The organism is Rhodanobacter sp. Col0626 (genome assembly GCF_049994385.1).
GTDB lineage: Bacteria > Pseudomonadota > Gammaproteobacteria > Xanthomonadales > Rhodanobacteraceae > Rhodanobacter.
The window spans coordinates 3253000-3279053 of record NZ_CP188260.1; the positions used below are offsets into that span (position 1 = coordinate 3253000).

Here is a 26054-nt window from a genome sequence, read left to right on the forward strand (position 1 = left end):
GTGACACAGTGGAAATCAGGATGACCCGCGGGCCGTCCGGATCCGGGTAGTACTTAGAATTTCAGACCTGCTTCACGCGCGGCTTCGGCCAGCGCCTTGATGCGGCCGTGGTAGCGGAAACCCGAACGGTCAAACGCGACCGACTCGATACCCGCCGCCCTTGCCCGCTCGGCGACCGCCTTGCCCACGGCAGCCGCCGCTGCCAGATTCTTGGTGCCCTTGAGGCCTTCGGCGACCGACTTCTGCACCGTGGAGGCCGCAGCGACCACGTTCTGACCGGACGCATCGAACACCTGTGCATACAGGTGCTGACCGGTGCGATGCACCGAAAGACGCGCCACCGCCAGCTTGCGGATATGGCTGCGGGTGGACTTGGCGCGACGCAGGCGATTTTCGTTCTTGTTCATCGTGATTCTCCAGAAAGCGGATCGGCTTGTATGAGCGGTTCGTTTGAAGGACCTGGTCAAGCTTGACCAGTCTTCGCAGATCCGCCTTACGCCTTCTTGGCTTCCTTCAGCGTGATCTTCTCGCCGGCATAACGCACACCCTTGCCCTTGTAGGGCTCCGGCGGACGGAAGCCACGAATCTTGGCAGCTACCTGACCCACGGCCTGCTTGTCGGCACCCTTGATCAGGACCTCGGTCTGCGTCGGGGTTTCGATGCTGATGCCTTCCGGCGCCTCGAATACCACCGGGTGCGAGAAGCCCAGGCTCAGGTTCAGCGACTTGCCCTGCATGGCGACGCGGTAACCCACGCCGACCAGTTCGAGCTTGCGCTCATAACCCGTGGAAACACCCGTGACCATATTGGCCAGCAACGCGCGAGCGGTGCCGCCGAACTTGTCGTCGGTGCCCTCGGCGAGGCTGATGTTCGCCACGCCGTTGTCGACGACGACGGACACGCCGGGCAGGTGATGCACGGTCAGCGTACCCTTCGGGCCCTTGACGGAGATGTTGTCAGCCCCGACGGTCAGCTCGACGCCCTTCGGCAGGGAAATTGGTTGTTTGGCAACACGTGACATCGAAAGACTCCTTATGCCACTTGGCCGATGACTTCGCCGCCCAGACCCTTGGCACGGGCCTGCGCATCGGTCAACAGACCAGCGGAAGTCGAGATGATCGAGATACCCAGGCCACCGAGGACCTTCGGCAGCTCGTCCTTGCCGCGATACACACGCAGGCCGGAACGGCTGACACGGGAAATGGTCTCGATGGCCGGCAGGCCCTCGAAATACTTGAGCTTGATCTCGAGCACCGGCTTGCCTTCCTCGGCGGAAGTCTTGGCGTCGAGGATGTAGCCCTCGTTCTTGAGAAGGTCGGCGATTGCCACCTTCAGTTTCGACGACGGCATACGCACGGTCGGCTTGCCCATGGCCTGGGCATTGCGAACACGCGTGAACAGATCGGCGATGGGATCAGTCATGCTCATGAAAACATCCTTCAGAGTGCACCGATATCCGATAAAACCGGAAATCAATCAGATTGTGAGCCGACAAGAAAGGTCGGCCTGCCTTGCGCAGACCGCTGACTATATCAGCCTTTTCAGGTTTTAGCGAATCTCGATGCGGTAGTCGCATCAGCGGCGGCTCATGGGGAGTCGCCTGTTGAATCATTCGCAACGCTTGCGCCTTGCGAACGGCTCCGGTTCTTGTATTACCAGCTGGCTTTGCGCAGACCCGGCACGTCGCCGCGCATGGTCGCTTCACGCAGCTTGTTGCGGCCGAGGCCGAACTTGGCGTAAACGGCACGCGGCCGACCGGTCAAGGCGCAGCGGGTACGCTGGCGTACCGGACTGGCATCGCGCGGCAGCTTCTGCAGCTTGGTCTGGGCCTCCATCTTCTCCTCATAGGAGGCGCTGGGGCTCAGCACGATCGCCTTCAGTCCAGCGCGCTTGGCGGCGAACTTCTCGACGAGTTTGGTCCGCTTGATATCGCGGTTCACCATTGATGTCTTGGCCATGGATAACGCCTATCAGTTGCGGAACGGAAAGCTGAACGCTGCCAGCAGGGCTTTCGCTTCTTCGTCGGTCTTGGCGGTGGTGGTGATGGAAATGTCCATGCCACGCAGCGCATCAACCTGGTCGAAGTCGATCTCAGGGAAAATGATCTGTTCCTTGATACCGAAGTTGTAGTTGCCACGGCCGTCGAACGCCTTGCCGGACACGCCGCGGAAATCGCGCACGCGCGGCAGCGAGATGTTGATCAGGCGATCCATGAACTCCCACATCTGGGCGCGGCGCAAGGTGACCTTGCAGCCGATCGGCCAGCCGTCGCGGATCTTGAACGAGGCCACGGAAACGCGCGCCTTGGTCGTGATCGGCTTCTGGCCCGAAAGCTTGGCCATGTCGGCCACCGCATTCTCGAGCACTTTCTTGTTGCCCGCGGCTTCGCCCACGCCCATGTTCAGCGTGATCTTGGTGATGCGGGGAACCTGCATCACGTTCTGGTAGCCGAACTGCTCGGTGAGCTTGGCGACTACCTGCTCTTTATAAAAATTTTCAAGGCGCGTCATGATCGTGTTCCTTACGCGTCCACGACCTCGCCAGTCGAACGGAACACGCGGACCTTGCGCCCATCTTCGAGCGTTTTGGTGCCGACGCGTTCACCCTTGTTCGTGGCGGGGTTGAACAGCTGCACATTGGAGAGATGGATCGAAGCTTCACGCTCGACGATGCCGCCAGCCTGGTTGGCCTGCGGATTCGGCTTGGTGTGACGCTTGACCAGATTCACGTTGGAGACGAACACTCGCTCGCCTGCAACACGCAGCACATCGCCGCGCTGACCCTTGTTCTTGCCGGTGATCACGAGGACCTGATCACCTTTGCGGATACGGTTCATTGTCTTGACTCCGCTCAGAGCACTTCGGGGGCAAGCGAGACGATCTTCATGAACTTCTCGCTGCGCAGCTCGCGGGTAACCGGCCCGAAAATACGGGTGCCGATCGGCTCGAGCTTGTTGTTGAGGAGGACCGCTGCGTTGCCGTCGAAACGGATCAGCGAACCATCGGGACGGCGCACACCCTTGGCGGTACGAACCACCACGGCGTTGTACACCTCACCCTTCTTTACCTTGCCACGGGGGATCGCATCCTTCACGGTGACCTTGATGACGTCACCGATCGCGGCGTAACGGCGCTTGGAGCCGCCGAGCACCTTGATGCACATCAATTCCTTCGCGCCGCTGTTGTCCGCTGCGGAAAGCGTGCTTTGCATCTGGATCATGTCTGCACCCTCCCTTAGACGTTGGCGCGCGTGATTATCTCAACCACGCGGTGATGTTTGGTCTTGGACAACGGACGGCACTCGGCGATACGCACGAGGTCACCCTCGTTCGCGCCCAGGTCGTCCTGCGCATGCAACTTGGTCGACCGGCGGATGATCTTGCCGAGCAGCCAATGCTGCACCTGGCGCTCGACCAGCACGGTGACTGTCTTGTCCATCTTGTTGCTGGTGACCCGACCCTCGAGGGTACGCGCCTGCTTGGTTTCCGCTTGAACTTCTTGAATCTTGGTAGCGCTCATGTCGGCCGTCCCTTACTTCTTGCTGCCGAGCACAAACTTCGTGCGGGCGATGTCACGCCGAACGCGGCGAAGCTGGTGCGGCTGAGTGAGCTGGCCGGAACCCTTTTGCATGCGCAGGTTGAACTGCTCCTTGCGCAGGTCCAGCAGATGCTGCTGCAACTCTTCGGCCGACTGGTTGTTGATATCTTTGCTGGCCATCACATCACCGCCCGGGAAACAAACTGGGTCTGCACCGAGAGCTTGGCGGCGGCCAGGCGAAATGCCTCGCGTGCCGTCGACTCGTCGACGCCTTCAATTTCATAAAGCATGCGACCAGGCTGGATCGGTGCGACCCAGAACTCGACGCTGCCCTTGCCGGCGCCCATTCGGACTTCGATCGGCTTCTTGGTGATCGGCTTGTCGGGGAACACGCGGATCCATAACTTGCCGCCACGCTTGACGAAACGGGTGATGCAACGACGGGCGGCCTCGATCTGGCGCGCGGTGAGCGCACCGTGGGTCGTTGCCTTCAGGCCGTACTCGCCAAAGCTGACGAGATTGGAGCACTGAGCCAGACCGTCGTTACGGCCCTTGAACTGCTTGCGGTACTTGGTTCGCTTGGGTTGCAACATGGCAACTCTCCTTACTTCGCAGACCGCTCGCGGCGGCCGTCACCGGCCTCGCGACGCGAATCATTACGACGACCTTCGCCACCTTCGCGGCGCGGCTGCGACGACTCGTCCTTCGACTCCTGGCTGGCCGCAGCCAGATCGAAGATCTCGCCCTTGTAGACCCACACCTTGATGCCGATGATGCCGTAGGTGGTTTTCGCCTCGGCAAAGCCGTAGTCGATGTCGGCGCGCAGCGTATGCAGCGGCACGCGACCTTCGCGGCTCCACTCGGAACGGGCAATCTCGGCACCGTTCAAACGACCGGATACGTTGATCTTGATGCCCAGCGCGCCCAGGCGCATCGCGTTGCCGACCGAACGCTTCATGGCCCGGCGGAACATGATGCGACGCTCCAGCTGCTGTGCGATCGACTCCGCCACCAGCTGTGCGTCCAGCTCGGGCTTGCGCACTTCATTGACGTTGATGTGCGTCGGAACGCCCATCATGTCGCTGACTTCCTTGCGCAGCTTCTCGATATCCTCACCCTTCTTGCCGATCACCACGCCCGGACGGGCGGTGTGGATCGTCACGCGTGCGGTTTTCGCCGGACGCTCGATCTGGATGCGGGAGATACCGGCGGCAGCCAGCTTCTTCTTCAGCATGTCGCGGACCTTGATGTCGGCCACGAGATACTTCGCGTAATCACGCTTGTTGGCGAACCACTTCGAGTTCCAGTCCTTGGCAATGCCGAGGCGGATACCGGTGGGATGAACTTTATGACCCATCGTCTATATCCTCAGTCAGTTGCCGACGACCACAGTGATGTGGCTGGTACGTTTCAGGATGCGCGAACCGCGGCCTTTGGCGCGGGCGTGCATGCGCTTCATCGCCGGACCTTCGTCGACGAAAATGCTGGACACCTTCAGCTCATCGACGTCGGCACCGAGATTGTTCTCGGCGTTGGCGACGGCCGACAGCAGCACCTTGCGGACAAGGAGCGCGGCTTTCTTGTTGGTGAAGGTGAGCACGTCGCTGGCCCGGCCCACGGGAAGCCCGCGGACGAGATCAGCCACCAGGCGTGCCTTTTGCGCCGAAATGCGGGCGCCACGCAGGATCGCTTTGGCTTCAGTGCTCATCACTTACCCTTCTTGTCGCCGACATGGCCCTTGAACGTACGGGTCACCGCGAACTCGCCGAGCTTGTGCCCGACCATGTTCTCGTTGATCAGTACGGGCACGTGCTGACGGCCGTTGTGGATGGCGATGGTCAAGCCGACCATTTCCGGCAGGATCATCGAGCGGCGCGACCAGGTCTTGATCGGACGCTTGTTGTTGGCGGAAACCGCAGCTTCCACCTTCTTTACGAGGTGAAGGTCGACGAACGGACCTTTCTTCAGAGAACGCGGCATGTCGGCTTCCTGTTACTTGGTACGACGACGCACGATGAACTGCTGCGTGCGCTTGTTGTTACGGGTCTTGTAACCCTTCGCCGGCGTGCCCCATGGGCTGACCGGATGACGACCGCCAGAAGTCTTGCCTTCACCACCGCCGTGCGGATGGTCGACCGGGTTCATCACCACACCGCGAACGGTCGGACGAATACCCAGCCAACGCTTGGCGCCGGCCTTGCCCAGCTTCTTCAAGCTGTGCTCGCCGTTGCCGACTTCGCCGATGGTGGCGCGGCAGTCGACCGAGACGCGACGCATCTCGCCGGAACGCAAGCGCAACGTGGCGTAACCGGACTCACGGGCTACCAGCTGCACCGAGGCGCCGGCGCTGCGGGCGATCTGCGCGCCCTTGCCGGGACGCAGTTCGATGCAGTGAATCGTGCTGCCCATCGGAATGTTGCGCAGCTGCAGGCAGTTGCCAGCCTTGATCGGCGCATCGCGGCCGGACACCAGGCGATCATCCACCTGCACGCCCTTCGGCGCGATGATGTAACGACGCTCGCCATCGGCGTAGCACAGCAACGCGATGTGCGCGGTGCGGTTCGGATCGTATTCGATGCGCTCGACGCGGGCGGCGATGCCTTCCTTGTCGCGCTTGAAATCGATGATGCGGTAATGCTGCTTGTGACCGCCGCCGCGATGACGCACGGTGATGCGGCCATGGTGGTTGCGACCGCCGGTACGGGACTGCGACTCTGTCAACGGCGCATACGGCGCGCCCTTGTACAGGCCTTCCGTCTTGACGCTGACAGCGTCACGACGGCCCGGCGAGGTCGGCTTGTGGTTGATTAGTGCCATCTCTCAGAACTCCTGGCTCAGGCCTTGGCGGACACGTCAATGGTCTGGCCATCGGCGAGACGCACATAGGCCTTGCGCTTGCCCTGGCGGCTGCCAGCGCGTTGACGGAAGGCTTTGACCTTGCCCTTGGTGTTGACGAGATTCACCTGTTGGACTTTCACGTCAAACAGCTTCTCCACGGCAGCGCGGACATCGGCCTTGGTCGCCGCGGGAGCGACCACGAATACATATTGGTTGTGCTCGGCCAGCCGCGCCGATTTCTCGGAAATGTGCGGCGCGCGCAGCGTATCGAGAATGCGTTCGTTGTTCATGCCAGCCACTCCTCGACCTTCTTCACGGCGTCAACCGTCATCACCACATGGTCGGAACCGACCAGGCTGACGGGGTTCAGCGCCATCACGTCCAGCACATGGATATACGGGATGTTGCGGGCGGCCAGGAACACCGATTCGGAAGCATCTTCCGACACCAGCAGAACGCGACCAGACACTTGCAACTCAGCCAGCTTGGCCACCATCGCCGAGGTCTTCGGCGTCTCGACGCCAAAACTCTCGACAACCTTCAGGCGGTCCTGGCGGATCAGTTCGGAAAAGATCGAACGGATCGCGACACGGTAGGCCTTGCGGTTAACCTTCTGCTCGTAGCTGCGCGGCTTGGCTGCGAAAGTGCGGCCACCACCGACAAAGATCGGCGCACGGTAATCACCGTGACGGGCACCACCGCCCTTCTGCTTCTTGAACTTCTTGGTAGTACCGGACATCTGGCCGCGCGACAGCTGCGACTGGGTACCGGCACGACCGGCTGCCTGATAGGCAACCACGACTTGGTGAACGAGGGCCTTCTTGTACTCACCGCCGAACACTTCGTCCGACACGTTGAGTGACTTGGCGCCAATAACATTGAGTTCCATGGCGTCTCTCCTCAGCTCTTGGTCGTCGGGCGGATGATGACGTCGCCACCGGTTGCACCCGGTACCGCACCCTTCACCGCAATCAGATGACGCTCGGCGTCGACCTTGACCACTTCCAGACCCTGCTGCGTGCGGTTAACCGCACCCATGTGGCCGGACATCTTCTTGCCCGGGAACACGCGACCGGGAGTCTGGCGCTGACCGATGGAACCCGGCGCGCGATGCGACAGCGAGTTACCGTGGGTAGCGTCACCCATCTTGAAGTTCCAGCGCTTGATCGTGCCCTGGAAACCCTTGCCCTTCGACACGCCGGCGACATCGACGATCTGGCCGACGGTGAACACGTCGTCCGCCTTGATCTCGGCGCCCACTTCGTACTTGCCGAGATCCTCGGCAGCTACGCGGAATTCCCACAAACCACGACCCGGCTCAACCTTGGCCTTCGCGTAGTGGCCTTTCAGCGGCTGCGTCAGCAGGTTTGCGCGCTTGCTGCCCGCCGAAACCTGGACGGCGCTGTAGCCATCGTTATCGTCCGTCTTCAGCTGAGTCACCCGATTCGGCGTCGCTTCAATCAGCGTCACCGGAATCGAACGGCCATCTTCAGTGAAGAGTCGGCTCATACCGCATTTGCGGCCAACCAATCCGATACTCATTTTCGTATCCTGTCTGTCGCTCAACCGAGCTTGATCTGAACATCGACGCCAGCGGCGAGATCAAGCTTCATGAGCGCGTCCACGGTTTTGTCGTTCGGGTCGACGATGTCGAGTACACGCTTGTGGGTACGGGTCTCGTACTGGTCGCGTGCATCCTTGTCGACGTGCGGCGACGTCAGAATGGTGTAACGCTCGATCTTGGTCGGGAGCGGAATCGGGCCGAGTACCGTGGCACCCGTGCGCTTTGCCGTCTCGACGATCTCGCTGGCCGAGCGGTCGATCAGTCGATGATCGTATGCCTTCAGCCGAATCCGAATCTTCTGGTTCGCCATAACCGTGTCCTGTTGTCGAAAGAACGTACTGTGAAACGAAACGGCTTCTCACCGTCCCGCACTGCCTTTTACCGCCAAACGGCATCGTGAGAAAAACCGCACGACCCGAACTCGAAAAAGCCAAGCGAGCACAAAAGGCTCGCTTGGACAGAATTTGCACTTCACGCAAAAACGTGATCAACAGGACCTGCCCGATGATTACGTCGATTTGCGAGGGCCATCCCGGCCGGCGAACTCGAAGCACATCCTGTGCCTCATTTCGCGGTAGATCGATCAGGGGAAACCCCTGCTCGACAAGTGAGCTGCGAAGTATACCTGTAAATATCCACTTAGTGAAGTGGTCCAGCGACAAATCTGTCAGGACCTCCCTACAAAGCGTGGCCGGCAAGAGAAGCCGGCCTGGCCAAACCGCGATAGCGGCCTGGCCGGACCTCTCGTCGTTACTTGATGACCTTGGCCACCACGCCGGCGCCGACGGTGCGGCCGCCTTCGCGAATGGCGAAACGCAGGCCTTCGTCCATCGCGATCGGGTGGATCAGGCTCACCACCATCTTCACGTTGTCGCCCGGCATCACCATTTCCACGCCTTCCGGCAACTGGCAGGCGCCCGTCACGTCGGTCGTGCGGAAGTAGAACTGTGGGCGATAGCCCTTGAAGAACGGCGTATGACGGCCACCCTCGTCCTTCGACAGCACATACACCTCAGCCTCGAAGTCCGTATGCGGGGTGATCGTGCCCGGCTTGGCCAACACCTGGCCACGCTCCACGTCGTCACGCTTCAGGCCGCGCAGCAGCAGACCGGCGTTGTCGCCCGCCTGACCCTGATCCAGCAGCTTGCGGAACATTTCCACGCCGGTGACCGTGGTCTTCTGCGTATCGCGGATACCGACCACTTCGATTTCGTCGCCCACCTTGATGATGCCGCGCTCGATACGACCGGTCACCACGGTGCCGCGGCCGGAAATCGAGAACACGTCTTCCACCGGCATCAGGAACGGGCGATCGATCACGCGCACCGGCTCCGGGATGTAGCTGTCCAGCGCATCGACCAGCTTGATGATCGACGGCACGCCGATCTCGCTCTGGTCGCCTTCCAGCGCCAGCTTGGCCGAACCGTGGATCATCGGGGTGTCGTCGCCCGGGAAGTCGTACTTGGACAGCAGCTCGCGCACTTCCATCTCGACCAGCTCGAGCAGCTCGGCGTCATCGACCATGTCCGCCTTGTTCAGGTAGACCACGATGAACGGCACGCCGACCTGACGGCTCAGCAGGATGTGCTCGCGCGTCTGCGGCATCGGGCCGTCCGCGGCCGAGCACACCAGGATCGCACCGTCCATCTGCGCTGCACCGGTGATCATGTTCTTCACATAGTCAGCATGGCCCGGGCAGTCGACGTGCGCGTAATGGCGCATCGGCGACTCGTATTCCACGTGGGCGGTCGAGATCGTGATGCCGCGCGCCTTCTCTTCCGGCGCCGCGTCGATCGCGCTGTAATCCTTGAACTCGCCACCGAAACGTTCCGCTCCGACCTTCGTCAGCGCAGCCGTCAGCGTCGTCTTGCCGTGATCCACGTGACCAATCGTGCCGACGTTGACGTGCGGCTTGGTGCGTTCGAATTTACCCTTTGCCATGACTCAAAACCTCTGAAAGAACTATGTTATTTGGAGAAAGAAAGCCTTATCAGGCGTTCTTCATGACCTGCTCGGCGATGTTGCTCGGCGCTTCGGCGTAATGGTCGAATTCCATGGTGAACGTGGCACGACCCTGGGTCAGCGAACGAATGGTCGTCGCATAGCCGAACATTTCACCCAGCGGAACCTCGGCATTGATCGTCTTGCCCGACGGGGTGTCTTCCTGTCCCGTGAGCATGCCGCGACGCTTGCTGATGTCACCCATCACGTCGCCCATGTAGTCTTCGGGCGTCACGATCTCGACCTTCATGATCGGCTCGAGAAGAACCGGACTGGCCTTCGAGAAGCCTTGCTTGAAAGCCATGGAGGCGGCGAGCTTGAACGCCATTTCCGAAGAATCGACGTCATGGTAGGAACCGAAGATCAGCTTGGCCTTCACGTTGACCACCGGGAAGCCAGCCAGCGGACCGCTGGTGATGGTTTCGCGCAGACCCTTTTCGATCGACGGGATGAATTCCTTTGGAATCACGCCGCCGGTGATGTCGTTGATGAACAGGAAGTCGTCCTTGATGCCCGCGGCGATCTTCTCGTCAGCACGATCAGCGGCGGAAATCGGAGACATCTCGATCACGACGTGACCGTACTGGCCCTTGCCGCCGGACTGCTTGGCGTGCTTGTAATCCGACTTGACGTCGCTCGTGCGGATCGTCTCGCGGTAGGCCACCTGCGGCTTGCCGACATTGGCCTCGACGTTGAACTCGCGGCGCATGCGGTCCACCAGGATATCCAGGTGCAGCTCGCCCATGCCCGAGATGATCGTCTGACCCGATTCCTCGTCCGTACGCACGCGGAATGACGGATCCTCCGCGGCCAGGCGACCGAGGGCAATGCCCATCTTTTCCTGATCCGACTTGGTCTTCGGCTCGACCGCCATGGAGATCACCGGCTCCGGGAACGTCATCCGCTCCAGGGTGATGATGTGATCCTGCGCGCACAGCGTGTCACCGGTCGTCACATCCTTCAGGCCGACCGCGGCAGCGATGTCGCCGGCACGGACTTCCTTCAGCTCGTGACGCTCGTTGGCGTGCATCTGCAGGATACGGCCGACGCGCTCTTTCTTGCTCTTGACCGGGTTGTACACGGCATCGCCGGAATTCAGCGTGCCCGAGTAGACGCGGAAGAACGTCAGCGAGCCGACGAACGGATCGGTCATGATCTTGAACGCAAGCGCGGAGAACGGCGCGGCATCGTTAGCCGGGCGCGTGGCTTCCTGCTCGTCCTCGTCGATACCGGCAACCGGCGGACGGTCGGCGGGCGACGGCAGCAGCTGCACCACCGCGTCAAGCATCGCCTGGACGCCCTTGTTCTTGAATGCCGTGCCGCAGTAAACCGGGATGATTTCGTTGGCGAGCGTGCGCTGACGAAGGCCTCCGACGATCTCGCTCTCGCTGAGGTCACCCCCTTCGAGATACTTGTTCATCAGCTCTTCGGTCGCTTCGGCAGCGGACTCCACCATGAAGGAGTGCGCCTCGGCAGCCTTGTCGGCCAGGTCCGCCGGAATATCCCGGTACTCGAACTTCATGCCCTGAGATTCCATATCCCAGACGACCGCCTTCATCTTGAGCAGGTCGATCACGCCCTCGAAGCCTTCTTCGGCGCCGATCGGCACCTGCATCGGCACCGGGTGCGCGCCGAGACGCGCCTTCAGCTGCTCGACCACCTTGTCGAAGTTGGCGCCGGTGCGATCCATCTTGTTGACGAACGCAAGGCGCGGCACCCTGTACTTGTTGGCCTGACGCCACACGGTTTCCGACTGCGGCTGCACACCACCGACGGCGCACAGCACGAACACCGCGCCGTCAAGCACGCGCAGTGAACGCTCGACCTCGATGGTGAAGTCCACGTGTCCCGGGGTATCGATGATGTTGAAGCGATGCTGGTCGAGCGAGCCATCCATGCCCTTCCAGAACGCCGTCGTGGCCGCCGACGTGATGGTGATGCCACGCTCCTGCTCCTGCTCCATCCAGTCCATCGTGGCCGCGCCGTCATGCACCTCGCCAATCTTGTGACTGACGCCGGTGTAAAACAGGATGCGCTCCGTGGTGGTGGTCTTGCCGGCATCGATGTGGGCCATGATGCCGAAGTTGCGGTAGCGATCGATTGGAGTGGTGCGTGCCATTGATATGTACCTGTACCGGGCTGCCTGCCCGATTTTATGCAGCCGTCCGGGCCACGCTTTTAGTAAGAGTCCGGCACGAGTGCCGGCTTGTTCATGCCGCCAAGGGTGGCGGATCGAACTTCAGAATCCCGCCATCAACGGCGGCCTTGTTCTTCGCCGTCATGGACGACGGCGAGACAAATGCTTACCAGCGGTAATGCGAGAAGGCCTTGTTGGCCTCTGCCATGCGATGCGTCTCTTCGCGCTTCTTGGCAGCGCCGCCACGGCTTTCCGAAGCTTCGAGCAACTCGGCAGCCAGCTTGCGCGGCATCGAAGTCTCGCCACGCTTGCGGGCGGCATCGATGACCCAGCGCATCGCCAGTGCCATGCGGCGACCCGGACGCACTTCAACCGGCACCTGGTAGGTGGCGCCACCGACACGACGGGACTTCACCTCGACCGCCGGAGCGATGTTGTTGAGCGCCTTCTCGACCAGAGCCACCGGCTCGGCATTCTTTTCGCCAATGTGCTGCAATGCACCGTAAACGATGCTTTCAGCCACGGACTTCTTGCCGCTCTTCATCACCATGTTGATGAAACGGGCGATCAGCTGGCTGCCATGCTTCGGATCCGGCAGGATCAGACGGGCGGGATGTGAACCTTTACGCGACATGTTTCGAGTCCTTTACTTCTTCGGGCGCTTGGCGCCGTACTTCGAGCGCGATTGACGACGCTTGGTGACACCAGCGCAATCGAGGCTGCCGCGCACCGTGTGGTAACGCACACCGGGCAGATCCTTGACGCGACCGCCGCGGATCAGCACCACCGAGTGCTCCTGCAGATTGTGACCTTCACCACCGATGTAGCTGATGATCTCGAAGCCATTGGTCAGGCGTACCTTGGCAACCTTGCGCAAGGCCGAGTTCGGCTTTTTCGGGGTGGTCGTGTAAACGCGCGTGCAGACACCACGACGCTGCGGGCTGCTCTGCAGTGCCGGCGACCCACTCTTGTAGGTCTTGGGGCTGCGGGATTTGCGCACCAATTGGTTGACTGTCGTCATGCGAAGCTGTTCCTGAAAACATAAAGGCAGCCCGAATAAGCTCGGTCTGCCAAGAAGCGGGAATTTAACATGAGCAGCCCGCCATAGGCAAGCCAGTGCTCAGCCGTCCTGGACCCGAACACGAGGTGCGTCCCTGCACCTCATTTCGTATGTCAGCGAGAAAAATCCTGAACGGATTTACTCGACACCGTTATCACTACCGACCGGAGCCTCGGCAAACGAGGCCGCAGGCGTGGAACTGGAGAGAGTTTCCAGGTCCGAGGCGGACAAACCGCCCTGGCGACGACGCGCTGCGTGGTACGCCAGACCCGTACCTGCCGGAATAAGACGGCCGACAATAACATTTTCCTTCAAGCCACGCAAGGTATCGCGCGTGCCACGAACCGCCGCCTCGGTAAGGACGCGGGTGGTTTCCTGGAACGAGGCGGCCGAAATAAACGACTCGGTCGCCAACGAGGCCTTGGTGATGCCCAGCAGGATGGACTGATATTCGGCCGGACGCTCACCCTTGGCGGTGGCACGGTCGTTCTCGCCATTGATACGCACGCGTTCGATCTGCTCGCCGCGCAGGTAATGGCTGTCGCCCGGCTCGACGATCTCGACCTTGCGCAGCATCTGGCGAATGATCGCTTCGATGTGCTTGTCGTTGATCTTCACGCCCTGCAGGCGATACACGTCCTGGATTTCCTTGACCAGGTACGAGGCCAGCGGCTCCACGCCCAGCAGGCGCAGGATGTCATGCGGACTCGGCTCGCCGTCGACGACGGTTTCGCCCTTCTCCACATGCTCGCCCTCGAACACGATGACCTGACGCCACTTCGGAATCAGCTCCTCGTGCTCGTTGCCGTCGACGTCTTTGATGATCAGACGCTGCTTGCCCTTGGTGTCCTTGCCGAAGCTGATAATGCCGGAGCGCTCGGCCAGAATCGCCGGCTCCTTCGGCTTGCGTGCCTCGAACAGATCGGCCACGCGCGGCAGACCACCGGTGATGTCGCGGGTCTTCGAGGTTTCCTGCGGGATACGTGCAACCACGTCGCCCACGCCCACTTCGGCACCGTTCTGGATCGACACGATCGCACCGGCCGGCAGGAAGTACTGCGCGGCAATATCGGTACCCGGCAACTTCAGCTCGCGGCCCTTGGCATCTTCCAGGCGCACGATCGGACGCAGGTCCTTCGCCTGCGCGCCGCGACGCTTCGGATCGGTGACCACCGCCGACTCCAGACCGGTCAGTTCATCGGTCTGGCTCTGCACGGTGACGCCGTCGAGGAAGTCGATGAAGCGCACCACACCGGCCACTTCGGTGACGATCGGATGGGTATGCGGATCCCAGTTCGCCACGGTCTGGCCAGGCTTGACCGACGCACCATCCTTGACTGCGATGATGGCGCCGTACGGCACCTTGTAGCGCTCGCGCTCGCGACCGCTGGCATCGATCACGCTGAGCTCGCCGGAGCGCGACACCGCAACCATGTGGCCCTGCTTGTGCTGCACGGACTTGAGGTTGTTGTATTTCAGCGAACCGGTGGTCTTCACCGTCACGTTGTCCACTGCAGCGGCACGCGATGCGGCACCACCGATGTGGAACGTACGCATGGTCAGCTGGGTACCCGGCTCACCGATCGACTGCGCAGCAACCACACCCACGGCCTCGCCCATGTTGACCAGGTGACCACGGGCCAGATCGCGGCCGTAGCACAGCTTGCACACGCCATGGGTAGCCTGGCAGGTGATCGGCGAACGCACCTTGAGCACCTGCACGCCGGCCTTGTCGAGCTTCTCGACCAGGGCCTCGTTGAGCAAGGTGTCGCGAGTGACGATCGGCTGATCGTCATCGCCCGGCGCATACACATCCTCAACCACCACGCGGCCGAGCACACGCTCGCGCAACGGCTCGACCACGTCGCCACCTTCGACGATCGGCTGCATGATCACGCCGTTCTCGGTGCCGCAGTCGTCCATCGTGATGACCACGTCCTGCGCCACGTCGACCAGTCGGCGGGTCAGGTAACCGGAGTTCGCGGTCTTCAGCGCGGTATCCGCCAGGCCCTTACGAGCGCCGTGGGTGGAGTTGAAGTACTGCAGCACGTTCAGGCCTTCGCGGAAGTTGGCCTTGATCGGGGTCTCGATGATCGAGCCGTCCGGACGCGCCATCAGGCCGCGCATACCGGCCAGCTGACGGATCTGCGCCACCGAGCCACGGGCGCCGGAGTCGGCCATGATGTACAGCGAGTTCATCGACTTCTGGTTGACCGTCTTGCCGTCGGCATCGATCACCTTCTCGGTGCCGATGCCGTCGATCATGGCTTTCGCCACCAGCTCGCTGGTGCGCGACCAGATGTCGACGACCTTGTTGTAACGCTCGCCGGCGGTGACCAGACCCGACTGATACTGCTGCTGGATCTCGACGACTTCCTTCTCGGCCTCTTCCAGGATCGGCTTCTTCTCGGCCGGGATCAGCATGTCATCGATGCCGATCGAGATACCCGCACGCGTGGCGAAGCGATAGCCGGTGTACATCAGCTTGTCGGCGAACACCACGGTCTCTTTCAGGCCCAGCAGGCGATAGCTGGAGTTGATCAGGCGCGAGATGTTCTTCTTGGTCAGCTCGGTGTTGGCCAGCTCGAAGGGCAGGCCTTCCGGCAGGATCTCGGCCAGCAGCGCGCGACCGACCGTCGTATCGACGATCTTGGTTTCGTTGGTGCGGGTACCGTCTTCGGCGATGTGCACCAGCTTCAGGCGCACCTTGACCTTCGCGTGCAATTCGACGGCGCGATTGTCGTAGGCACGACGCGCCTCGGAAATGCCCGAGAACACCATGCCGGTGCCCTTGACGTTGATCAGCTCGCGGGTCATGTAATACAGGCCCAGCACCACGTCCTGGGTCGGCACGATGATCGGCTCGCCGTTGGCGGGGCTGAGGATGTTGTTGGACGACATCATCAGCGTGCGCGCTTCCAGCTGCGCCTCGATCGACAGCGGCACATGGACGGCCATCTGATCGCCGTCGAAGTCCGCGTTGAATGCCGTGCAGACGAGCGGATGCAGCTGGATCGCCTTGCCTTCGATGAGCTTCGGCTCGAACGCCTGGATGCCCAGACGATGCAGGGTCGGCGCACGGTTCAGCAGCACCGGATGCTCGCGGATCACCTCTTCGAGGATGTCCCACACCTGGGCCTCCTCCCGCTCGACCAGCTTCTTCGCCGCCTTGATGGTGGTGGCTTCGCCACGCGCCTGCAGCTTGGCGAAAATGAACGGCTTGAACAGCTCGAGCGCCATCTTCTTGGGCAGGCCGCACTGGTGCAGGCGCAGGGTCGGACCGACCACGATCACCGAACGACCGGAGTAGTCCACGCGCTTGCCGAGCAAGTTCTGGCGGAACCGGCCCTGCTTGCCCTTGATCATGTCGGCCAGCGACTTCAGCGCGCGCTTGTTCGTGCCGGTGATGGCACGACCGCGACGACCGTTGTCGAGCAGCGCATCGACTGATTCCTGCAGCATGCGCTTCTCGTTGCGCACGATGATGTCCGGCGCATTGAGTTCGAGCAGCCGCTTCAGGCGGTTGTTGCGGTTGATCACACGGCGATACAGGTCGTTCAGATCGGAGGTGGCAAAACGGCCACCGTCCAGCGGCACCAGCGGACGCAGGTCCGGCGGCAGCACGGGAAGAACGGTCAATACCATCCACTCCGGCTTGTTGCCGGATTCCAGGAACGCCTCGATCAGCTTGACGCGCTTGGTCAGCCGCTTCAGCTTGGTCTCGGAGTTGGTGGAGGTGATCTCTTCCTTCAGGCGAATCACTTCGCCCGGCAGGTCGAGCGACTTCAGCAGATGGAATACCGCCTCGGCACCCATGCGCGCGTCGAACTCGTCGCCGTGTTCTTCGGTCGCTTCCAGGTACTGGTCTTCGCTGAGCAGCTGGCCGCGCTCGAGCGCGGTCATGCCCGGATCGATCACCACGAAGGCCTCGAAGTACAGGATGCGCTCGATGTCACGCAGGGTCATGTCCAGCATCAGGCCGATGCGCGAGGGCAACGACTTGAGGAACCAGATGTGCGCGGTCGGGCTGGCCAGCTCGATGTGGCCCATGCGCTCACGACGCACCTTGGCCAGCGTCACTTCCGTGCCGCACTTCTCGCAGACCACGCCACGATGCTTCATGCGCTTGTACTTGCCGCACAGGCACTCGTAGTCCTTCACCGGTCCGAAGATGGCGGCGCAGAACAGGCCGTCACGCTCCGGCTTGAAGGTGCGGTAGTTGATGGTTTCCGGCTTCTTCACTTCGCCGTACGACCACGAACGGATCAGCTCCGGCGAGGCCAACGCGATCTTGATCGCGTCGAAATCCGGCGTCGCGCGCTGCTGGTTGAACAGATTAAGCAGGTCTTTCATTTGAGTCTCCGGTCGGAGCAAATTCTTGGGTCGAGGTCCGCAATTCGAACAAGATCAGGCTTGCGGGATCCGGGGTCGGAACGCGGGTTTGCTTCTGCAAATCCCGAATTCCAAATCCCGAACCCCGTCGATCACTTGATCTCTTCCAGATCGATGTCGATGGCGAGCGAGCGGATCTCCTTCACCAGCACGTTGAAGGACTCCGGCATGCCCGCGGACATCTCGTGGTTTCCGTCGACAATGTTCTTGTACATCTGGTTGCGACCCTGCACGTCGTCGGACTTCACCGTCAGCATTTCCTGCAGGGTGTAGGCCGCGCCGTAGGCTTCCAGTGCCCACACTTCCATCTCGCCGAAGCGCTGACCACCGAACTGCGCCTTGCCGCCCAACGGTTGCTGGGTGACCAGCGAGTACGGACCGGTGGAGCGTGCATGCATCTTGTCGTCGACCAGATGGTTGAGCTTCAGGTAATGCATGTAGCCCACGGTGACCGGGCGATCGAACGCCTCGCCGGTGCGGCCGTCATACAGCATGGTCTGACCCGACTCGGGCAGATCCGCCAGCTTCAGCATCGCCTTGATCTCGGTCTCTTCGGCACCGTCGAACACCGGCGTCGCCATCGGCACGCCTTCCTGCAGGTTGGTGGCGAGCGTGAAGATCTCCTTGTCGGTGAGCGACTTCAGGTCGACGTGCTGCACCGCGCCCGCAACGTGGCTGTTGTAGATCTGGTCGAGGAACTCGCGGATCTTGGCAACCTTCTCCTGCGCCTCGAGCATCTTCTGGATCTTCTTGCCCAGGCCCTTGGCGGCCCAGCCCAGATGGACTTCCAGAATCTGGCCGATGTTCATGCGCGAAGGCACGCCCAGCGGGTTCAGCACGATGTCGACCGGCACGCCGTCGGCGGAGTACGGCATGTCTTCGACCGGCACCACATTGGACACCACGCCCTTGTTGCCGTGACGACCCGCCATCTTGTCACCCGGCTGGATGCGACGCTTCACGGCCAGGAACACCTTGACCATCTTCAGCACGCCCGGCGCGAGGTCGTCGCCCTGGGTGATCTTGCCCTGCTTCTCCTTGAAGCGCTTGTCGAACTCCTCCTTGTGGCGTTTGACCTGATCGGCCGCGCGCTCGAGGAACTCGGTGACTTCCTCATCCTTGACGTTGATCTTGAACCAGTCGTCCTTCTTCAAGCCGTCCAGGTAGGCATCGGTGATCTCGGTTCCGCGCTTCAGACCGCCCGGACCGCTCATCGCGGACTTGCCGACCAGCTGGGTGCGCATGCGGCTGTAGATCGCGCCTTCCAGGATGCGGAACTGGTCGTCCAGATCCTTGCGGATCCGCTTGACCTCGGTTTCCTCGATCTGCTTGGCGCGCTTGTCCTTCTCGATGCCGTCGCGGGTAAAGACCTGCACGTCGATGACTGTGCCATCCATGCCCGGCGGCACGCGCAAGGACGAGTCCTTCACGTCGGACGCCTTCTCGCCGAAGATCGCGCGCAAAAGCTTTTCTTCCGGGGTCAGCTGGCTCTCGCCCTTCGGCGTGACCTTGCCGACCATGATGTCGCCGGCCTTCACTTCGGCACCGATGTACACGATGCCCGACTCGTCCAGACGTGCGAGCGCCTGCTCGCCCACGTTCGGGATGTCGGCGGTGATTTCCTCGGCACCCAGCTTGGTGTCACGCGCAATGCAGGACAGCTCCTCGATGTGGATCGAGGTGTAGCGATCTTCCTGCACGACGCGCTCGGAGAGCAGGATCGAGTCTTCGAAGTTGTAGCCGTTCCACGGCATGAACGCGATCAGCATGTTCTGGCCAAGCGCGAGCTCGCCCAGATCGGTCGACGAACCGTCGGCCAGCGTATCGCCCTTCGCCACCACGTCACCGACATTCACCAGCGGACGCTGGTTGAGGTTGGTGTTCTGGTTGGAGCGGGTGTACTTGGTCAGCGTGTAGATGTCGACGCCGGCGTCGTTGTCGCCGACCTCTTCCTCGTTGACGCGCACCACGATGCGGGCCGCATCGACCTGGTCGATCACGCCGCCGCGCTTGGCGGAAACGATGACGCCGGAGTCACGCGCCACGGCGCGCTCGATGCCGGTGCCCACCAGCGGGGTCTGCGAACGCAGGGTCGGCACGGCCTGACGCTGCATGTTCGCGCCCATCAGCGCGCGGTTCGCATCGTCGTGCTCGAGGAACGGCACCAGCGCCGCTGCGACCGACACAGTCTGCATCGGCGAGACGTCCATGTAGTCGACTTCGGCAGCCGGACGCAGCTCGGACTCACCACGGAAACGGCAGGACACGAAGTCCTCGATAAAACCGCCGTGCTTGTCGAGCGGCGAGTTCGCCTGCGCGATCACGTGATCGCCTTCCTCGATGGCCGACAGGTAATCGACCTTGTCCGTGACCTTGCTGTTCGCGACCTTGCGGTACGGCGTCTCGAGGAAGCCGTACGAGTTGGTGCGGGCATACACGGCCAGCGAGTTGATCAGGCCGATGTTCGGACCTTCCGGCGTTTCGATGGTGCAGACGCGACCGTAATGGGTCGGATGCACGTCACGCACTTCGAAGCCGGCGCGTTCGCGGGTCAGGCCGCCTGGCCCGAGCGCGGAAACGCGGCGCTTGTGCGTCACTTCCGACAGCGGGTTGTTCTGATCCATGAACTGGGACAGCTGCGAGGAGCCGAAGAACTCCTTCACCGCCGCCGCGACCGGCTTGGCGTTGATCAGGTCCTGCGGGGTCAGGCCATCGGCCTCGGCCAGCGACAGGCGCTCGCGCACGGCGCGCTCGACGCGCACCAGGCCGATGCGGAAGGTGTTCTCCGCCATCTCGCCGACCGAACGCACGCGACGGTTGCCCAGGTGATCGATGTCATCGACGGTACCGTGACCGTTCTTGATGTCGATCAGCACCTTCAGCACGTCGAGGATGTCGGACGATTCGCCCTGCTCCTTGACCAGCACCTGGGACGCTTCTTCCTTGCGCTCGCTGAAATACTTGTGGTCGTACAGCACGCCCGGGCCGAGAATTTCCTTGCGGCCCACGCGACGGTTGAACTTCATCCGGCCCACGGCCGACAGGTCGTAACGGTCGAAGGTGAAGAACAGATTGAAGAACAGGTTCTGCGCGGCGTCCTTGGTCGGCGGTTCGCCCGGACGCATCATGCGATAGATTTCCACCAGCGCCTCCAGCGGCGTCTTGGTGTTGTCGATGCGCAGGGTATGCGAGATGTACGCGCCACGATCGAGATCGTTGACGTACAGGGTCGGCACGGTCTCGATGCCGGCCTTGCGGAACGCTTCCAGCTGTTCGGCGACGATCTCGTCATTGGCCGAGGCCAGCAACTCGCCGGTCTTGCTGTCGACGATGTCGGTAGCCAGGATGCGGCCGATCGGATAATCGTCCGGCACTTCCAGCGCCGTGATGTTCTCGGCCGCCAGCTGGCGCACGTGACGCGCGGTGATGCGCTTGCCGGCTTCCACCAGCACCTTGCCGCCGATCGCCAGGTCGAAGCTCAGCGTTTCGCCGCGCAGGCGTTCGGCCACCAGCTCAAGCGTGGTGCCACCCTTCTTGCCGAGATGGAACACGTTGTGCTCGAAGAAGATGCCCAGCATCTCCTCGTTGTTGTAGCCGAGCGCACGCAGCAGTACCGTCACCGGCAATTTGCGGCGACGGTCGATGCGGGTGAACAGCGCGTCCTTCGGGTCGAACTCGAAGTCCAGCCACGAACCGCGGTAAGGAATCACGCGGGCGGAGAACAGCAACTTGCCCGAGCTGTGCGTCTTGCCGCGGTCGTGATCGAAGAACACGCCGGGCGAACGATGCAGCTGCGAGACGATCACGCGCTCGGTGCCGTTGATGATGAAGGTGCCGGTGTCGGTCATGAGCGGAATTTCGCCCATGTAGACCTCCTGCTCCTTGATGTACTTGACCACCTTCTTCGACGCCGGGCTGTCCTTGTCATAGATGACCAGGCGCACGGTGGTGCGCAGCGGCGCACCATAGGTCATGCCGCGGTTGCGGCACTCGCGCTCGTCGAACGCCGGTTCGCCGAGGCGATAGTCGACGTATTCCAGCGCTGCATTGCCCGAATAGCTGGAAATCGGAAACACCGACTTCAACGCGGCATGCAAACCCTTCTCGCCGCGCTGTTTGGGCGCGACATGCTCCTGCAGGAACTCCCGATAGGAATCAGTCTGGATGGTCAGCAGGTTTGGCACGCCCAGTACGGGCGGACGCTTGCCAAAGTCCTTGCGGATGCGTTTCTTCTCGGTAAACGAGTAGGCCATGATCGGTAGCGCCTCGGTTCGCAGTGACGCCGGTGGTGCACACACCGGCTGAATGGATAATTTGTCTTGTCGGGAAAAAGGGCTCCTGCCCTTCCCCGACACCGCGAATCCGGCACATGTCCGGACCCGCTCCCTACCCATCAAGCAACCGCGCTTGGTGGGTGGGCGAGCCATCCTTGGCTCGCCGCGAGATGTTTTCGACACCTCACCGGGATTTGGGAATCGAGAATCGGGAATCGTCGAAAGCGGCGTACGGCGCTTTCATTGCGATTTCAGATTCTCCATTCCCCTTTCCCGCCTAAGCAGGCAAAGCCCGGGGGCTCACGCCCCCAGGCTTGCTTGACGCTAGATCAAACTGACGGCGCGCAAGGCGCCAATTACTTCAGTTCGACCGTTGCGCCGGCAGCTTCGAGGTCCTTCTTGAACTTCTCGGCGTCTTCCTTCGACACGGCTTCCTTCAGGACGCCGCCGGCCTCGGTGAGGTCTTTGGCTTCCTTCAGGCCCAGGCCGGTGATCGCGCGGACAGCCTTGATCACGTCGACCTTCTTGGCGCCGGCGTTCTTCAGGATGACGTCGAACTCGGTCTGCGCTTCGGCAACCGGGGCGGCAGCGGCCGGGCCAGCCGCGGCAACCGGGGCGGCGGCGGTCACGCCAAACTTCTCTTCGATGGCCTTCACCAGGTCCATCACTTCCATGAGCGACTTGGTGGCGACGGCTTCAACGATCTGTTCGTTGGACAGGGACATTTTGATTTACCTCTGGAAATGGGTTCGGTTAGTGAGACGTTGAACTTAGGCGGGCTCGGCTTCGGCCGGGGCTTCGACGGCGACTTCGCCGCCACCCTGCTGATCGGCCACAGCCTTGACGACACGGGCGAACATCGTGGCCGGTTCGGCCAGTACGCGGGCCAGCATGGCCAGCGCCTGTTCGCGGGTCGGCAGCGAGGCCAGCACATCGACGTGCTCAGCCGGCAACAGCTTGCCTTCCACCGAGACGATTTTCGCCTTCAGCTTGTCGTTGCCCTTGGCAAATTCCTTGATCAGACGCCCGGCAGCGCCGGGTTCTTCCGTCGAGAATGCATACAGCAGCGGACCGACCAGGGCGTCCTTGACGACCTCGAATTCGGTACCGGCCACGGCGCGCGACGCCAGCGTGTTCTTGACAACTCGCAAGTACACACCGGATTCGCGGGCCTGTTTGCGCATCGCGGTCATCTGAGCGACCGTGGTGCCTGCATACTCGGCAGCGACCAGGGAGTGAGCCTTCGCGGCAACTTCTGCCAGTTCGGCGACTACTTCTTGCTTCTGAGACAGATTGAGAGCCATTAGCACTCCTCCAAATGAACTCCGCTCACGGCTCCTGCCGCTTGCGGTCCTGGGCGACGCCTTCCATGACGTCGGGGGCACTTCGGTGCCCCGGGTGTTGGCCTTTCCAGAAACAAACCATTCCAGAAGGGGCAGCACCATCTGCGCAGGCCGGATTTGCGAGAAACCCGATTAAGCGACCCCGTTGGCGACGCGGCGATTCCCTGCCAACTGCCGAGCTCCCTGCCCGTCGTCGTCGCGCGTTGATCGCGCCTGCGGTCTTTGACAGCGGTTCCGGAATTCATCGAACGCCGGGACTGCCCTCAAAAACTTGCCTGCACCGACCGCGGGATCGGCGCAGGACTTAAGTCTTACTTGGCGGCGAGGGTCAGCGACGCGGTATCGACGGTGACGCCGACGCCCATCGTGCTGGACAAGGCCACTTTCTGCAGGAACACACCCTTGGCCGTCGACGGCTTGGCCTTGATCACATCGGCGATCAGCGTGTTCAGGTTGTCCGCCAGCTGTGCCGGATCGAAGCTCGCCTTGCCGATGGTGGCGTGGATGATGCCCGCCTTGTCGTTACGGAACTTCACCTGGCCGGCCTTGGCATTCTTGACCGCGGTGGCGACATCGGCGGTGACCGAGCCATCCTTCGGGTTCGGCATCAGGCCACGCGGGCCCAGCAGCTGACCGAGCTTGCCGACCACGCGCATCGCGTCCGGCGTGGCGATCACGCGACCGAAGTCGAGATCACCAGCCTGCATGCGCTCGGCCAGGTCGTCCATGCCGACGGCGTCGGCACCGGCGGCCTTGGCGGCCTCGGCCTTTTCGCCCGGCGGGCAGAACACGGCAACCTTGACGGTCTTGCCGGTGCCATGCGGCAGCAACGAGGAACCACGCACGCCCTGGTCCGACTTCTTCGCGTCGATGCCCAGGCGCACGGCCACGTCCACCGACTCGGCGAACTTGGCCTTGGCGTTGTCCTTGACGATCTTCAGGGCTTCTTCCAGGCCATAGAACTTGCCCGGCTGCACTGCGGCCTGAGCCGACTTCATACGCTTCGTGAGCTTTGCCATGTCTTAACCCTCCACCACAAGGCCCATGCTGCGGGCGCTACCGGAAATGGTGCGCACCGCGGCGTCGAGATCGGCAGCCGTCAGATCCGGCTCCTTCTGCTTCGCGATATCTTCCAGCTGCTTGCGAGTGACCTTGCCGACCTTGTCGGTATTCGGCTTCGGCGAACCCTTGGCGACGCCGGTGATCTTCTTCAGCAGGATCGTGGCGGGCGGAGTCTTGGTGATGAAGGTGAAGCTGCGATCGGAGTAAGCGGTGATGATGGTCGGAATCGGCAGACCCGGTTCCAGCTTCTGCGTGGCGGCATTGAACGCCTTGCAGAATTCCATGATATTCAGGCCGCGCTGACCCAGCGCCGGACCGACCGGTGGCGACGGATTGGCCTGACCGGCCTTGACCTGCAACTTGATGTAACCGACAACTTTCTTTGCCATGGGATTTTCCTCGCGAGTCCAGGCGCCTTGCGGCTCCTCGCTGTTCACCGGTCCGTGGATGGAAGGAAGGGATCCGCCTCCTGCGGATCCTGAAACGCGGGCACGCCGGATCAAAAAGACCCAGCGTGAACCGCGCAGTATAGAGACTTATTGGACCTTCAGCAATCCCCGTGCCAACACCACCGGAACGGGCAATCGGGGCGAACCGGTCAAGCCAGCCCGATCAGGCTTTCTCGACCTGGCCAAACTCAAGTTCGACCGGGGTCGAACGACCGAAGATCAGCACCGCTACGCGCAAACGACTCTTCTCGTAGTTGACTTCCTCAACCACGCCGTTGAAATCGTTGAACGGGCCTTCGGTGACGCGCACCATTTCACCTGGCTCGAACAGCACCTTCGGCCTGGGCTTCTCGACACCCTCGCGCACGCGACTGAGGATGGCATCGGCCTCGCTGTCCTTGATCGGCAACGGTCGGTCGGCGGTACCGCCGATGAAACCCATGACCTTCGGGGTTTCCTTGATCAGATGCCAGCATTCGTCGTCGATCCGCGGGGCCTTGCCCTCGGTATTCGTCTCGATCTGCACCAGCACGTAGCCGGGAAAGAACTTGCGCTCACTGCGACGCTTCTGGCCGCCGCGCATCTCGATCACTTCTTCGGTCGGCACCAGCACTTCGCCGAACTTCTCTTCCATGGCCTCGCGTTTGATGCGCTCTTCGAGCGACCGCTTGACCTGGTTCTCGAAACCCGAATAGGCGTGTACCACGTACCAACGCTTGCTCATGCTCACCTCAGCCACCCAATTTCAGCAGCCAGTCGAGAATGACCGACTTCAGGATCAGGTCGATCAGACCCAACAGCAACGACAGCACGATCACTACCACAATGATGATGCCGGTCGTCTTGATCGTCTCGTCGCGGGTCGGCCAGACCACCTTGCGCATCTCGAACTGCGATTCGGCGATGAAGTTGCGCACCCGCCGGCCAAGCGCGGTGAACGCGGCTATCGCGAGCGCGAGAATCAGCGCAGCCAGCACGCCAAGCAGGCGCACCGACGAGGAAATGTTGCCGTCCCGACCGAGCCAGGAATAGGCAAAGACGCCAGCAGCCAGCACCAGCACCGCCAGTACCAGCTTGCCGATATCGGCGGCGTTCGTGCCCTTGGGCTGTTCTGCCTTGGTATTCATGCGCTAGTGACCGGTGTCTGCAGCACGTCGGACCTTGCGGCCGACCTGCCATCGTCACCCGTCTCGATCCTCGGGGAAGTGGCACGCCAGGAGGGACTTGAACCCCCAACCTGCGGTTTTGGAGACCGCTGCTCTGCCAATTGAGCTACTGGCGTACATGGCTTGGACTTGAAACACGACGGCGAGCGGCATTGAGTCCGCTCGCCCCGTGAGATTTATTTTAGACTTTATTTCAGCCATCTTCCGTGATGGCAGGGATCAAACCGGCATC

30 protein-coding genes and 1 tRNA gene are annotated in these 26054 nt (G+C 61.8%); all 31 read right to left on the minus strand.

Annotation, left to right across the window (positions count from 1 at the left end):
• Nucleotides 1-53 precede the first annotated feature (53 nt).
• The 31 genes from rplR to ACPPVV_RS14485 all read right to left on the minus strand — a co-directional run bounded on the left by rplR (nucleotide 54) and on the right by ACPPVV_RS14485 (nucleotide 25938).
• Entirely contained in the window at nucleotides 54-407 is a 354-nt protein-coding gene (rplR, locus tag ACPPVV_RS14335) for a 50S ribosomal protein L18 (protein WP_426700558.1), read from the minus strand.
• 86 nt (nucleotides 408-493) lie between these two features.
• Nucleotides 494-1021: a 50S ribosomal protein L6 gene (gene rplF, locus ACPPVV_RS14340; RefSeq protein WP_426700559.1), complete on the minus strand. Its 528-nt coding sequence runs from the start codon at nucleotides 1019-1021 to the stop codon at nucleotides 494-496.
• Between the two features lie 11 nt (nucleotides 1022-1032).
• Nucleotides 1033-1428 (minus strand): 30S ribosomal protein S8, encoded by a 396-nt coding sequence (gene rpsH / locus ACPPVV_RS14345; protein WP_426700560.1) that lies wholly within the window; start codon nucleotides 1426-1428, stop codon nucleotides 1033-1035.
• 224 nt (nucleotides 1429-1652) lie between these two features.
• Nucleotides 1653-1958, minus strand: coding sequence for a 30S ribosomal protein S14 (gene rpsN / locus ACPPVV_RS14350; RefSeq protein WP_426700561.1), 306 nt, complete (start codon nucleotides 1956-1958; stop codon nucleotides 1653-1655).
• A gap of 12 nt (nucleotides 1959-1970) precedes the next feature.
• Nucleotides 1971-2513, minus strand: coding sequence for a 50S ribosomal protein L5 (gene rplE / locus ACPPVV_RS14355; protein WP_426703246.1), 543 nt, complete (start codon nucleotides 2511-2513; stop codon nucleotides 1971-1973).
• A gap of 8 nt (nucleotides 2514-2521) precedes the next feature.
• Nucleotides 2522-2836 (minus strand): 50S ribosomal protein L24, encoded by a 315-nt coding sequence (rplX, locus tag ACPPVV_RS14360; protein ID WP_077442341.1) that lies wholly within the window; start codon nucleotides 2834-2836, stop codon nucleotides 2522-2524.
• A 14-nt stretch (nucleotides 2837-2850) separates the two neighbouring features.
• Complete coding sequence (gene rplN, locus ACPPVV_RS14365) at nucleotides 2851-3219, minus strand: 50S ribosomal protein L14 (protein ID WP_007513359.1); 369 nt, start codon at nucleotides 3217-3219, stop codon at nucleotides 2851-2853.
• 14 nt (nucleotides 3220-3233) lie between these two features.
• A complete protein-coding gene (gene rpsQ / locus ACPPVV_RS14370; RefSeq protein WP_426700562.1) occupies nucleotides 3234-3518 on the minus strand; it encodes a 30S ribosomal protein S17 in 285 nt (94 codons plus the stop codon).
• A gap of 12 nt (nucleotides 3519-3530) precedes the next feature.
• The gene (gene rpmC, locus ACPPVV_RS14375) at nucleotides 3531-3716 is read right to left on the minus strand and encodes a 50S ribosomal protein L29 (protein WP_426700563.1); all 186 of its coding nucleotides are present in this window, start codon (nucleotides 3714-3716) and stop codon (nucleotides 3531-3533) included.
• On the minus strand, nucleotides 3716-4129 hold the full coding sequence (gene rplP, locus ACPPVV_RS14380; protein ID WP_426700564.1) for a 50S ribosomal protein L16: 414 nt from the start codon (nucleotides 4127-4129) through the stop codon (nucleotides 3716-3718). Before rplP ends, rpmC begins: the two co-directional genes overlap by 1 nt.
• A gap of 11 nt (nucleotides 4130-4140) precedes the next feature.
• The gene (gene rpsC / locus ACPPVV_RS14385; protein WP_426700565.1) at nucleotides 4141-4893 is read right to left on the minus strand and encodes a 30S ribosomal protein S3; all 753 of its coding nucleotides are present in this window, start codon (nucleotides 4891-4893) and stop codon (nucleotides 4141-4143) included.
• A 15-nt stretch (nucleotides 4894-4908) separates the two neighbouring features.
• Nucleotides 4909-5244 (minus strand): 50S ribosomal protein L22, encoded by a 336-nt coding sequence (rplV, locus tag ACPPVV_RS14390; RefSeq protein WP_426700566.1) that lies wholly within the window; start codon nucleotides 5242-5244, stop codon nucleotides 4909-4911.
• On the minus strand, nucleotides 5244-5516 hold the full coding sequence (gene rpsS, locus ACPPVV_RS14395) for a 30S ribosomal protein S19 (RefSeq protein WP_007082178.1): 273 nt from the start codon (nucleotides 5514-5516) through the stop codon (nucleotides 5244-5246). The genes rplV and rpsS overlap by 1 nt, the downstream gene beginning before the upstream one ends.
• 12 nt (nucleotides 5517-5528) lie before the next feature.
• Nucleotides 5529-6353: a 50S ribosomal protein L2 gene (gene rplB / locus ACPPVV_RS14400; protein WP_426700567.1), complete on the minus strand. Its 825-nt coding sequence runs from the start codon at nucleotides 6351-6353 to the stop codon at nucleotides 5529-5531.
• 17 nt (nucleotides 6354-6370) lie between these two features.
• On the minus strand, nucleotides 6371-6664 hold the full coding sequence (rplW, locus tag ACPPVV_RS14405; protein WP_426700568.1) for a 50S ribosomal protein L23: 294 nt from the start codon (nucleotides 6662-6664) through the stop codon (nucleotides 6371-6373).
• Nucleotides 6661-7263, minus strand: a complete 603-nt coding sequence (gene rplD / locus ACPPVV_RS14410) for a 50S ribosomal protein L4 (protein ID WP_426700569.1) — start codon at nucleotides 7261-7263, stop codon at nucleotides 6661-6663. The genes rplW and rplD overlap by 4 nt, the downstream gene beginning before the upstream one ends.
• 11 nt (nucleotides 7264-7274) lie before the next feature.
• Nucleotides 7275-7916 carry a 50S ribosomal protein L3 gene (gene rplC, locus ACPPVV_RS14415; protein WP_426700570.1) on the minus strand — a complete coding sequence of 214 codons (642 nt, stop codon included), beginning with the start codon at nucleotides 7914-7916 and terminating at the stop codon, nucleotides 7275-7277.
• A 20-nt stretch (nucleotides 7917-7936) separates the two neighbouring features.
• On the minus strand, nucleotides 7937-8248 hold the full coding sequence (gene rpsJ / locus ACPPVV_RS14420; protein ID WP_007082173.1) for a 30S ribosomal protein S10: 312 nt from the start codon (nucleotides 8246-8248) through the stop codon (nucleotides 7937-7939).
• Between the two features lie 440 nt (nucleotides 8249-8688).
• Complete coding sequence (tuf, locus tag ACPPVV_RS14425; RefSeq protein ID WP_426700571.1) at nucleotides 8689-9879, minus strand: elongation factor Tu; 1191 nt, start codon at nucleotides 9877-9879, stop codon at nucleotides 8689-8691.
• A gap of 49 nt (nucleotides 9880-9928) precedes the next feature.
• Nucleotides 9929-12058 (minus strand): elongation factor G, encoded by a 2130-nt coding sequence (fusA, locus tag ACPPVV_RS14430; RefSeq protein ID WP_426700572.1) that lies wholly within the window; start codon nucleotides 12056-12058, stop codon nucleotides 9929-9931.
• A gap of 184 nt (nucleotides 12059-12242) precedes the next feature.
• Nucleotides 12243-12710, minus strand: coding sequence for a 30S ribosomal protein S7 (rpsG, locus tag ACPPVV_RS14435; protein ID WP_072757771.1), 468 nt, complete (start codon nucleotides 12708-12710; stop codon nucleotides 12243-12245).
• A gap of 12 nt (nucleotides 12711-12722) precedes the next feature.
• The gene (gene rpsL / locus ACPPVV_RS14440; protein ID WP_056386848.1) at nucleotides 12723-13097 is read right to left on the minus strand and encodes a 30S ribosomal protein S12; all 375 of its coding nucleotides are present in this window, start codon (nucleotides 13095-13097) and stop codon (nucleotides 12723-12725) included.
• 177 nt (nucleotides 13098-13274) lie between these two features.
• Nucleotides 13275-17489, minus strand: coding sequence for a DNA-directed RNA polymerase subunit beta' (gene rpoC, locus ACPPVV_RS14445; RefSeq protein WP_426700573.1), 4215 nt, complete (start codon nucleotides 17487-17489; stop codon nucleotides 13275-13277).
• Between the two features lie 131 nt (nucleotides 17490-17620).
• Nucleotides 17621-21781 carry a DNA-directed RNA polymerase subunit beta gene (rpoB, locus tag ACPPVV_RS14450; protein WP_426700574.1) on the minus strand — a complete coding sequence of 1387 codons (4161 nt, stop codon included), beginning with the start codon at nucleotides 21779-21781 and terminating at the stop codon, nucleotides 17621-17623.
• A 377-nt stretch (nucleotides 21782-22158) separates the two neighbouring features.
• On the minus strand, nucleotides 22159-22527 hold the full coding sequence (rplL, locus tag ACPPVV_RS14455; RefSeq protein ID WP_426700575.1) for a 50S ribosomal protein L7/L12: 369 nt from the start codon (nucleotides 22525-22527) through the stop codon (nucleotides 22159-22161).
• 45 nt (nucleotides 22528-22572) lie between these two features.
• Nucleotides 22573-23106: a 50S ribosomal protein L10 gene (gene rplJ, locus ACPPVV_RS14460; RefSeq protein WP_426700576.1), complete on the minus strand. Its 534-nt coding sequence runs from the start codon at nucleotides 23104-23106 to the stop codon at nucleotides 22573-22575.
• Nucleotides 23107-23456: 350 nt separating this feature from the next.
• Complete coding sequence (gene rplA / locus ACPPVV_RS14465) at nucleotides 23457-24164, minus strand: 50S ribosomal protein L1 (protein ID WP_426700577.1); 708 nt, start codon at nucleotides 24162-24164, stop codon at nucleotides 23457-23459.
• A 3-nt stretch (nucleotides 24165-24167) separates the two neighbouring features.
• Nucleotides 24168-24596: a 50S ribosomal protein L11 gene (gene rplK, locus ACPPVV_RS14470; RefSeq protein WP_426700578.1), complete on the minus strand. Its 429-nt coding sequence runs from the start codon at nucleotides 24594-24596 to the stop codon at nucleotides 24168-24170.
• A 223-nt stretch (nucleotides 24597-24819) separates the two neighbouring features.
• On the minus strand, nucleotides 24820-25380 hold the full coding sequence (gene nusG / locus ACPPVV_RS14475) for a transcription termination/antitermination protein NusG (protein WP_426700579.1): 561 nt from the start codon (nucleotides 25378-25380) through the stop codon (nucleotides 24820-24822).
• A 7-nt stretch (nucleotides 25381-25387) separates the two neighbouring features.
• A complete protein-coding gene (gene secE, locus ACPPVV_RS14480; protein ID WP_426700580.1) occupies nucleotides 25388-25783 on the minus strand; it encodes a preprotein translocase subunit SecE in 396 nt (131 codons plus the stop codon).
• Nucleotides 25784-25862: 79 nt separating this feature from the next.
• Nucleotides 25863-25938 (minus strand) — tRNA-Trp (locus ACPPVV_RS14485).
• Nucleotides 25939-26054 lie beyond the last annotated feature (116 nt).

What these genes read in the sequence shown, in the direction of transcription:
- rpmC (WP_426700563.1), bottom strand. Translation starts at nt 3,716, where the DNA reads ATGGCCAGCAAAGATATCAACAACCAGTCGGCCGAAGAGTTGCAGCAG.
- rplL (WP_426700575.1), bottom strand. Translation starts at nt 22,527, where the DNA reads ATGTCCCTGTCCAACGAACAGATCGTTGAAGCCGTCGCCACCAAGTCG.
- rplA (WP_426700577.1), bottom strand. Translation starts at nt 24,164, where the DNA reads ATGGCAAAGCTCACGAAGCGTATGAAGTCGGCTCAGGCCGCAGTGCAG.
- rpsL (WP_056386848.1), bottom strand. Translation starts at nt 13,097, where the DNA reads ATGACGACAGTCAACCAATTGGTGCGCAAATCCCGCAGCCCCAAGACC.
- rplN (WP_007513359.1), bottom strand. Translation starts at nt 3,219, where the DNA reads ATGATCCAGATGCAAAGCACGCTTTCCGCAGCGGACAACAGCGGCGCG.
- secE (WP_426700580.1), bottom strand. Translation starts at nt 25,783, where the DNA reads ATGAATACCAAGGCAGAACAGCCCAAGGGCACGAACGCCGCCGATATC.
- rplB (WP_426700567.1), bottom strand. Translation starts at nt 6,353, where the DNA reads ATGGCACTAATCAACCACAAGCCGACCTCGCCGGGCCGTCGTGACGCT.
- rplP (WP_426700564.1), bottom strand. Translation starts at nt 4,129, where the DNA reads ATGTTGCAACCCAAGCGAACCAAGTACCGCAAGCAGTTCAAGGGCCGT.
- rpsG (WP_072757771.1), bottom strand. Translation starts at nt 12,710, where the DNA reads ATGTCGCGTAAAGGTTCACATCCCGCCCGTCTGATCCTGCCGGATCCG.
- rpsC (WP_426700565.1), bottom strand. Translation starts at nt 4,893, where the DNA reads ATGGGTCATAAAGTTCATCCCACCGGTATCCGCCTCGGCATTGCCAAG.
- rplJ (WP_426700576.1), bottom strand. Translation starts at nt 23,106, where the DNA reads ATGGCTCTCAATCTGTCTCAGAAGCAAGAAGTAGTCGCCGAACTGGCA.
- rplV (WP_426700566.1), bottom strand. Translation starts at nt 5,244, where the DNA reads ATGAGCACTGAAGCCAAAGCGATCCTGCGTGGCGCCCGCATTTCGGCG.
- rpoB (WP_426700574.1), bottom strand. Translation starts at nt 21,781, where the DNA reads ATGGCCTACTCGTTTACCGAGAAGAAACGCATCCGCAAGGACTTTGGC.
- rplD (WP_426700569.1), bottom strand. Translation starts at nt 7,263, where the DNA reads ATGGAACTCAATGTTATTGGCGCCAAGTCACTCAACGTGTCGGACGAA.
- rplW (WP_426700568.1), bottom strand. Translation starts at nt 6,664, where the DNA reads ATGAACAACGAACGCATTCTCGATACGCTGCGCGCGCCGCACATTTCC.
- rplR (WP_426700558.1), bottom strand. Translation starts at nt 407, where the DNA reads ATGAACAAGAACGAAAATCGCCTGCGTCGCGCCAAGTCCACCCGCAGC.
- rpoC (WP_426700573.1), bottom strand. Translation starts at nt 17,489, where the DNA reads ATGAAAGACCTGCTTAATCTGTTCAACCAGCAGCGCGCGACGCCGGAT.
- rplX (WP_077442341.1), bottom strand. Translation starts at nt 2,836, where the DNA reads ATGAACCGTATCCGCAAAGGTGATCAGGTCCTCGTGATCACCGGCAAG.
- rpsQ (WP_426700562.1), bottom strand. Translation starts at nt 3,518, where the DNA reads ATGAGCGCTACCAAGATTCAAGAAGTTCAAGCGGAAACCAAGCAGGCG.
- rpsJ (WP_007082173.1), bottom strand. Translation starts at nt 8,248, where the DNA reads ATGGCGAACCAGAAGATTCGGATTCGGCTGAAGGCATACGATCATCGA.
- nusG (WP_426700579.1), bottom strand. Translation starts at nt 25,380, where the DNA reads ATGAGCAAGCGTTGGTACGTGGTACACGCCTATTCGGGTTTCGAGAAC.
- rpsS (WP_007082178.1), bottom strand. Translation starts at nt 5,516, where the DNA reads ATGCCGCGTTCTCTGAAGAAAGGTCCGTTCGTCGACCTTCACCTCGTA.
- rplK (WP_426700578.1), bottom strand. Translation starts at nt 24,596, where the DNA reads ATGGCAAAGAAAGTTGTCGGTTACATCAAGTTGCAGGTCAAGGCCGGT.
- fusA (WP_426700572.1), bottom strand. Translation starts at nt 12,058, where the DNA reads ATGGCACGCACCACTCCAATCGATCGCTACCGCAACTTCGGCATCATG.
- rplC (WP_426700570.1), bottom strand. Translation starts at nt 7,916, where the DNA reads ATGAGTATCGGATTGGTTGGCCGCAAATGCGGTATGAGCCGACTCTTC.
- tuf (WP_426700571.1), bottom strand. Translation starts at nt 9,879, where the DNA reads ATGGCAAAGGGTAAATTCGAACGCACCAAGCCGCACGTCAACGTCGGC.
- rpsN (WP_426700561.1), bottom strand. Translation starts at nt 1,958, where the DNA reads ATGGCCAAGACATCAATGGTGAACCGCGATATCAAGCGGACCAAACTC.
- rpsH (WP_426700560.1), bottom strand. Translation starts at nt 1,428, where the DNA reads ATGAGCATGACTGATCCCATCGCCGATCTGTTCACGCGTGTTCGCAAT.
- rplF (WP_426700559.1), bottom strand. Translation starts at nt 1,021, where the DNA reads ATGTCACGTGTTGCCAAACAACCAATTTCCCTGCCGAAGGGCGTCGAG.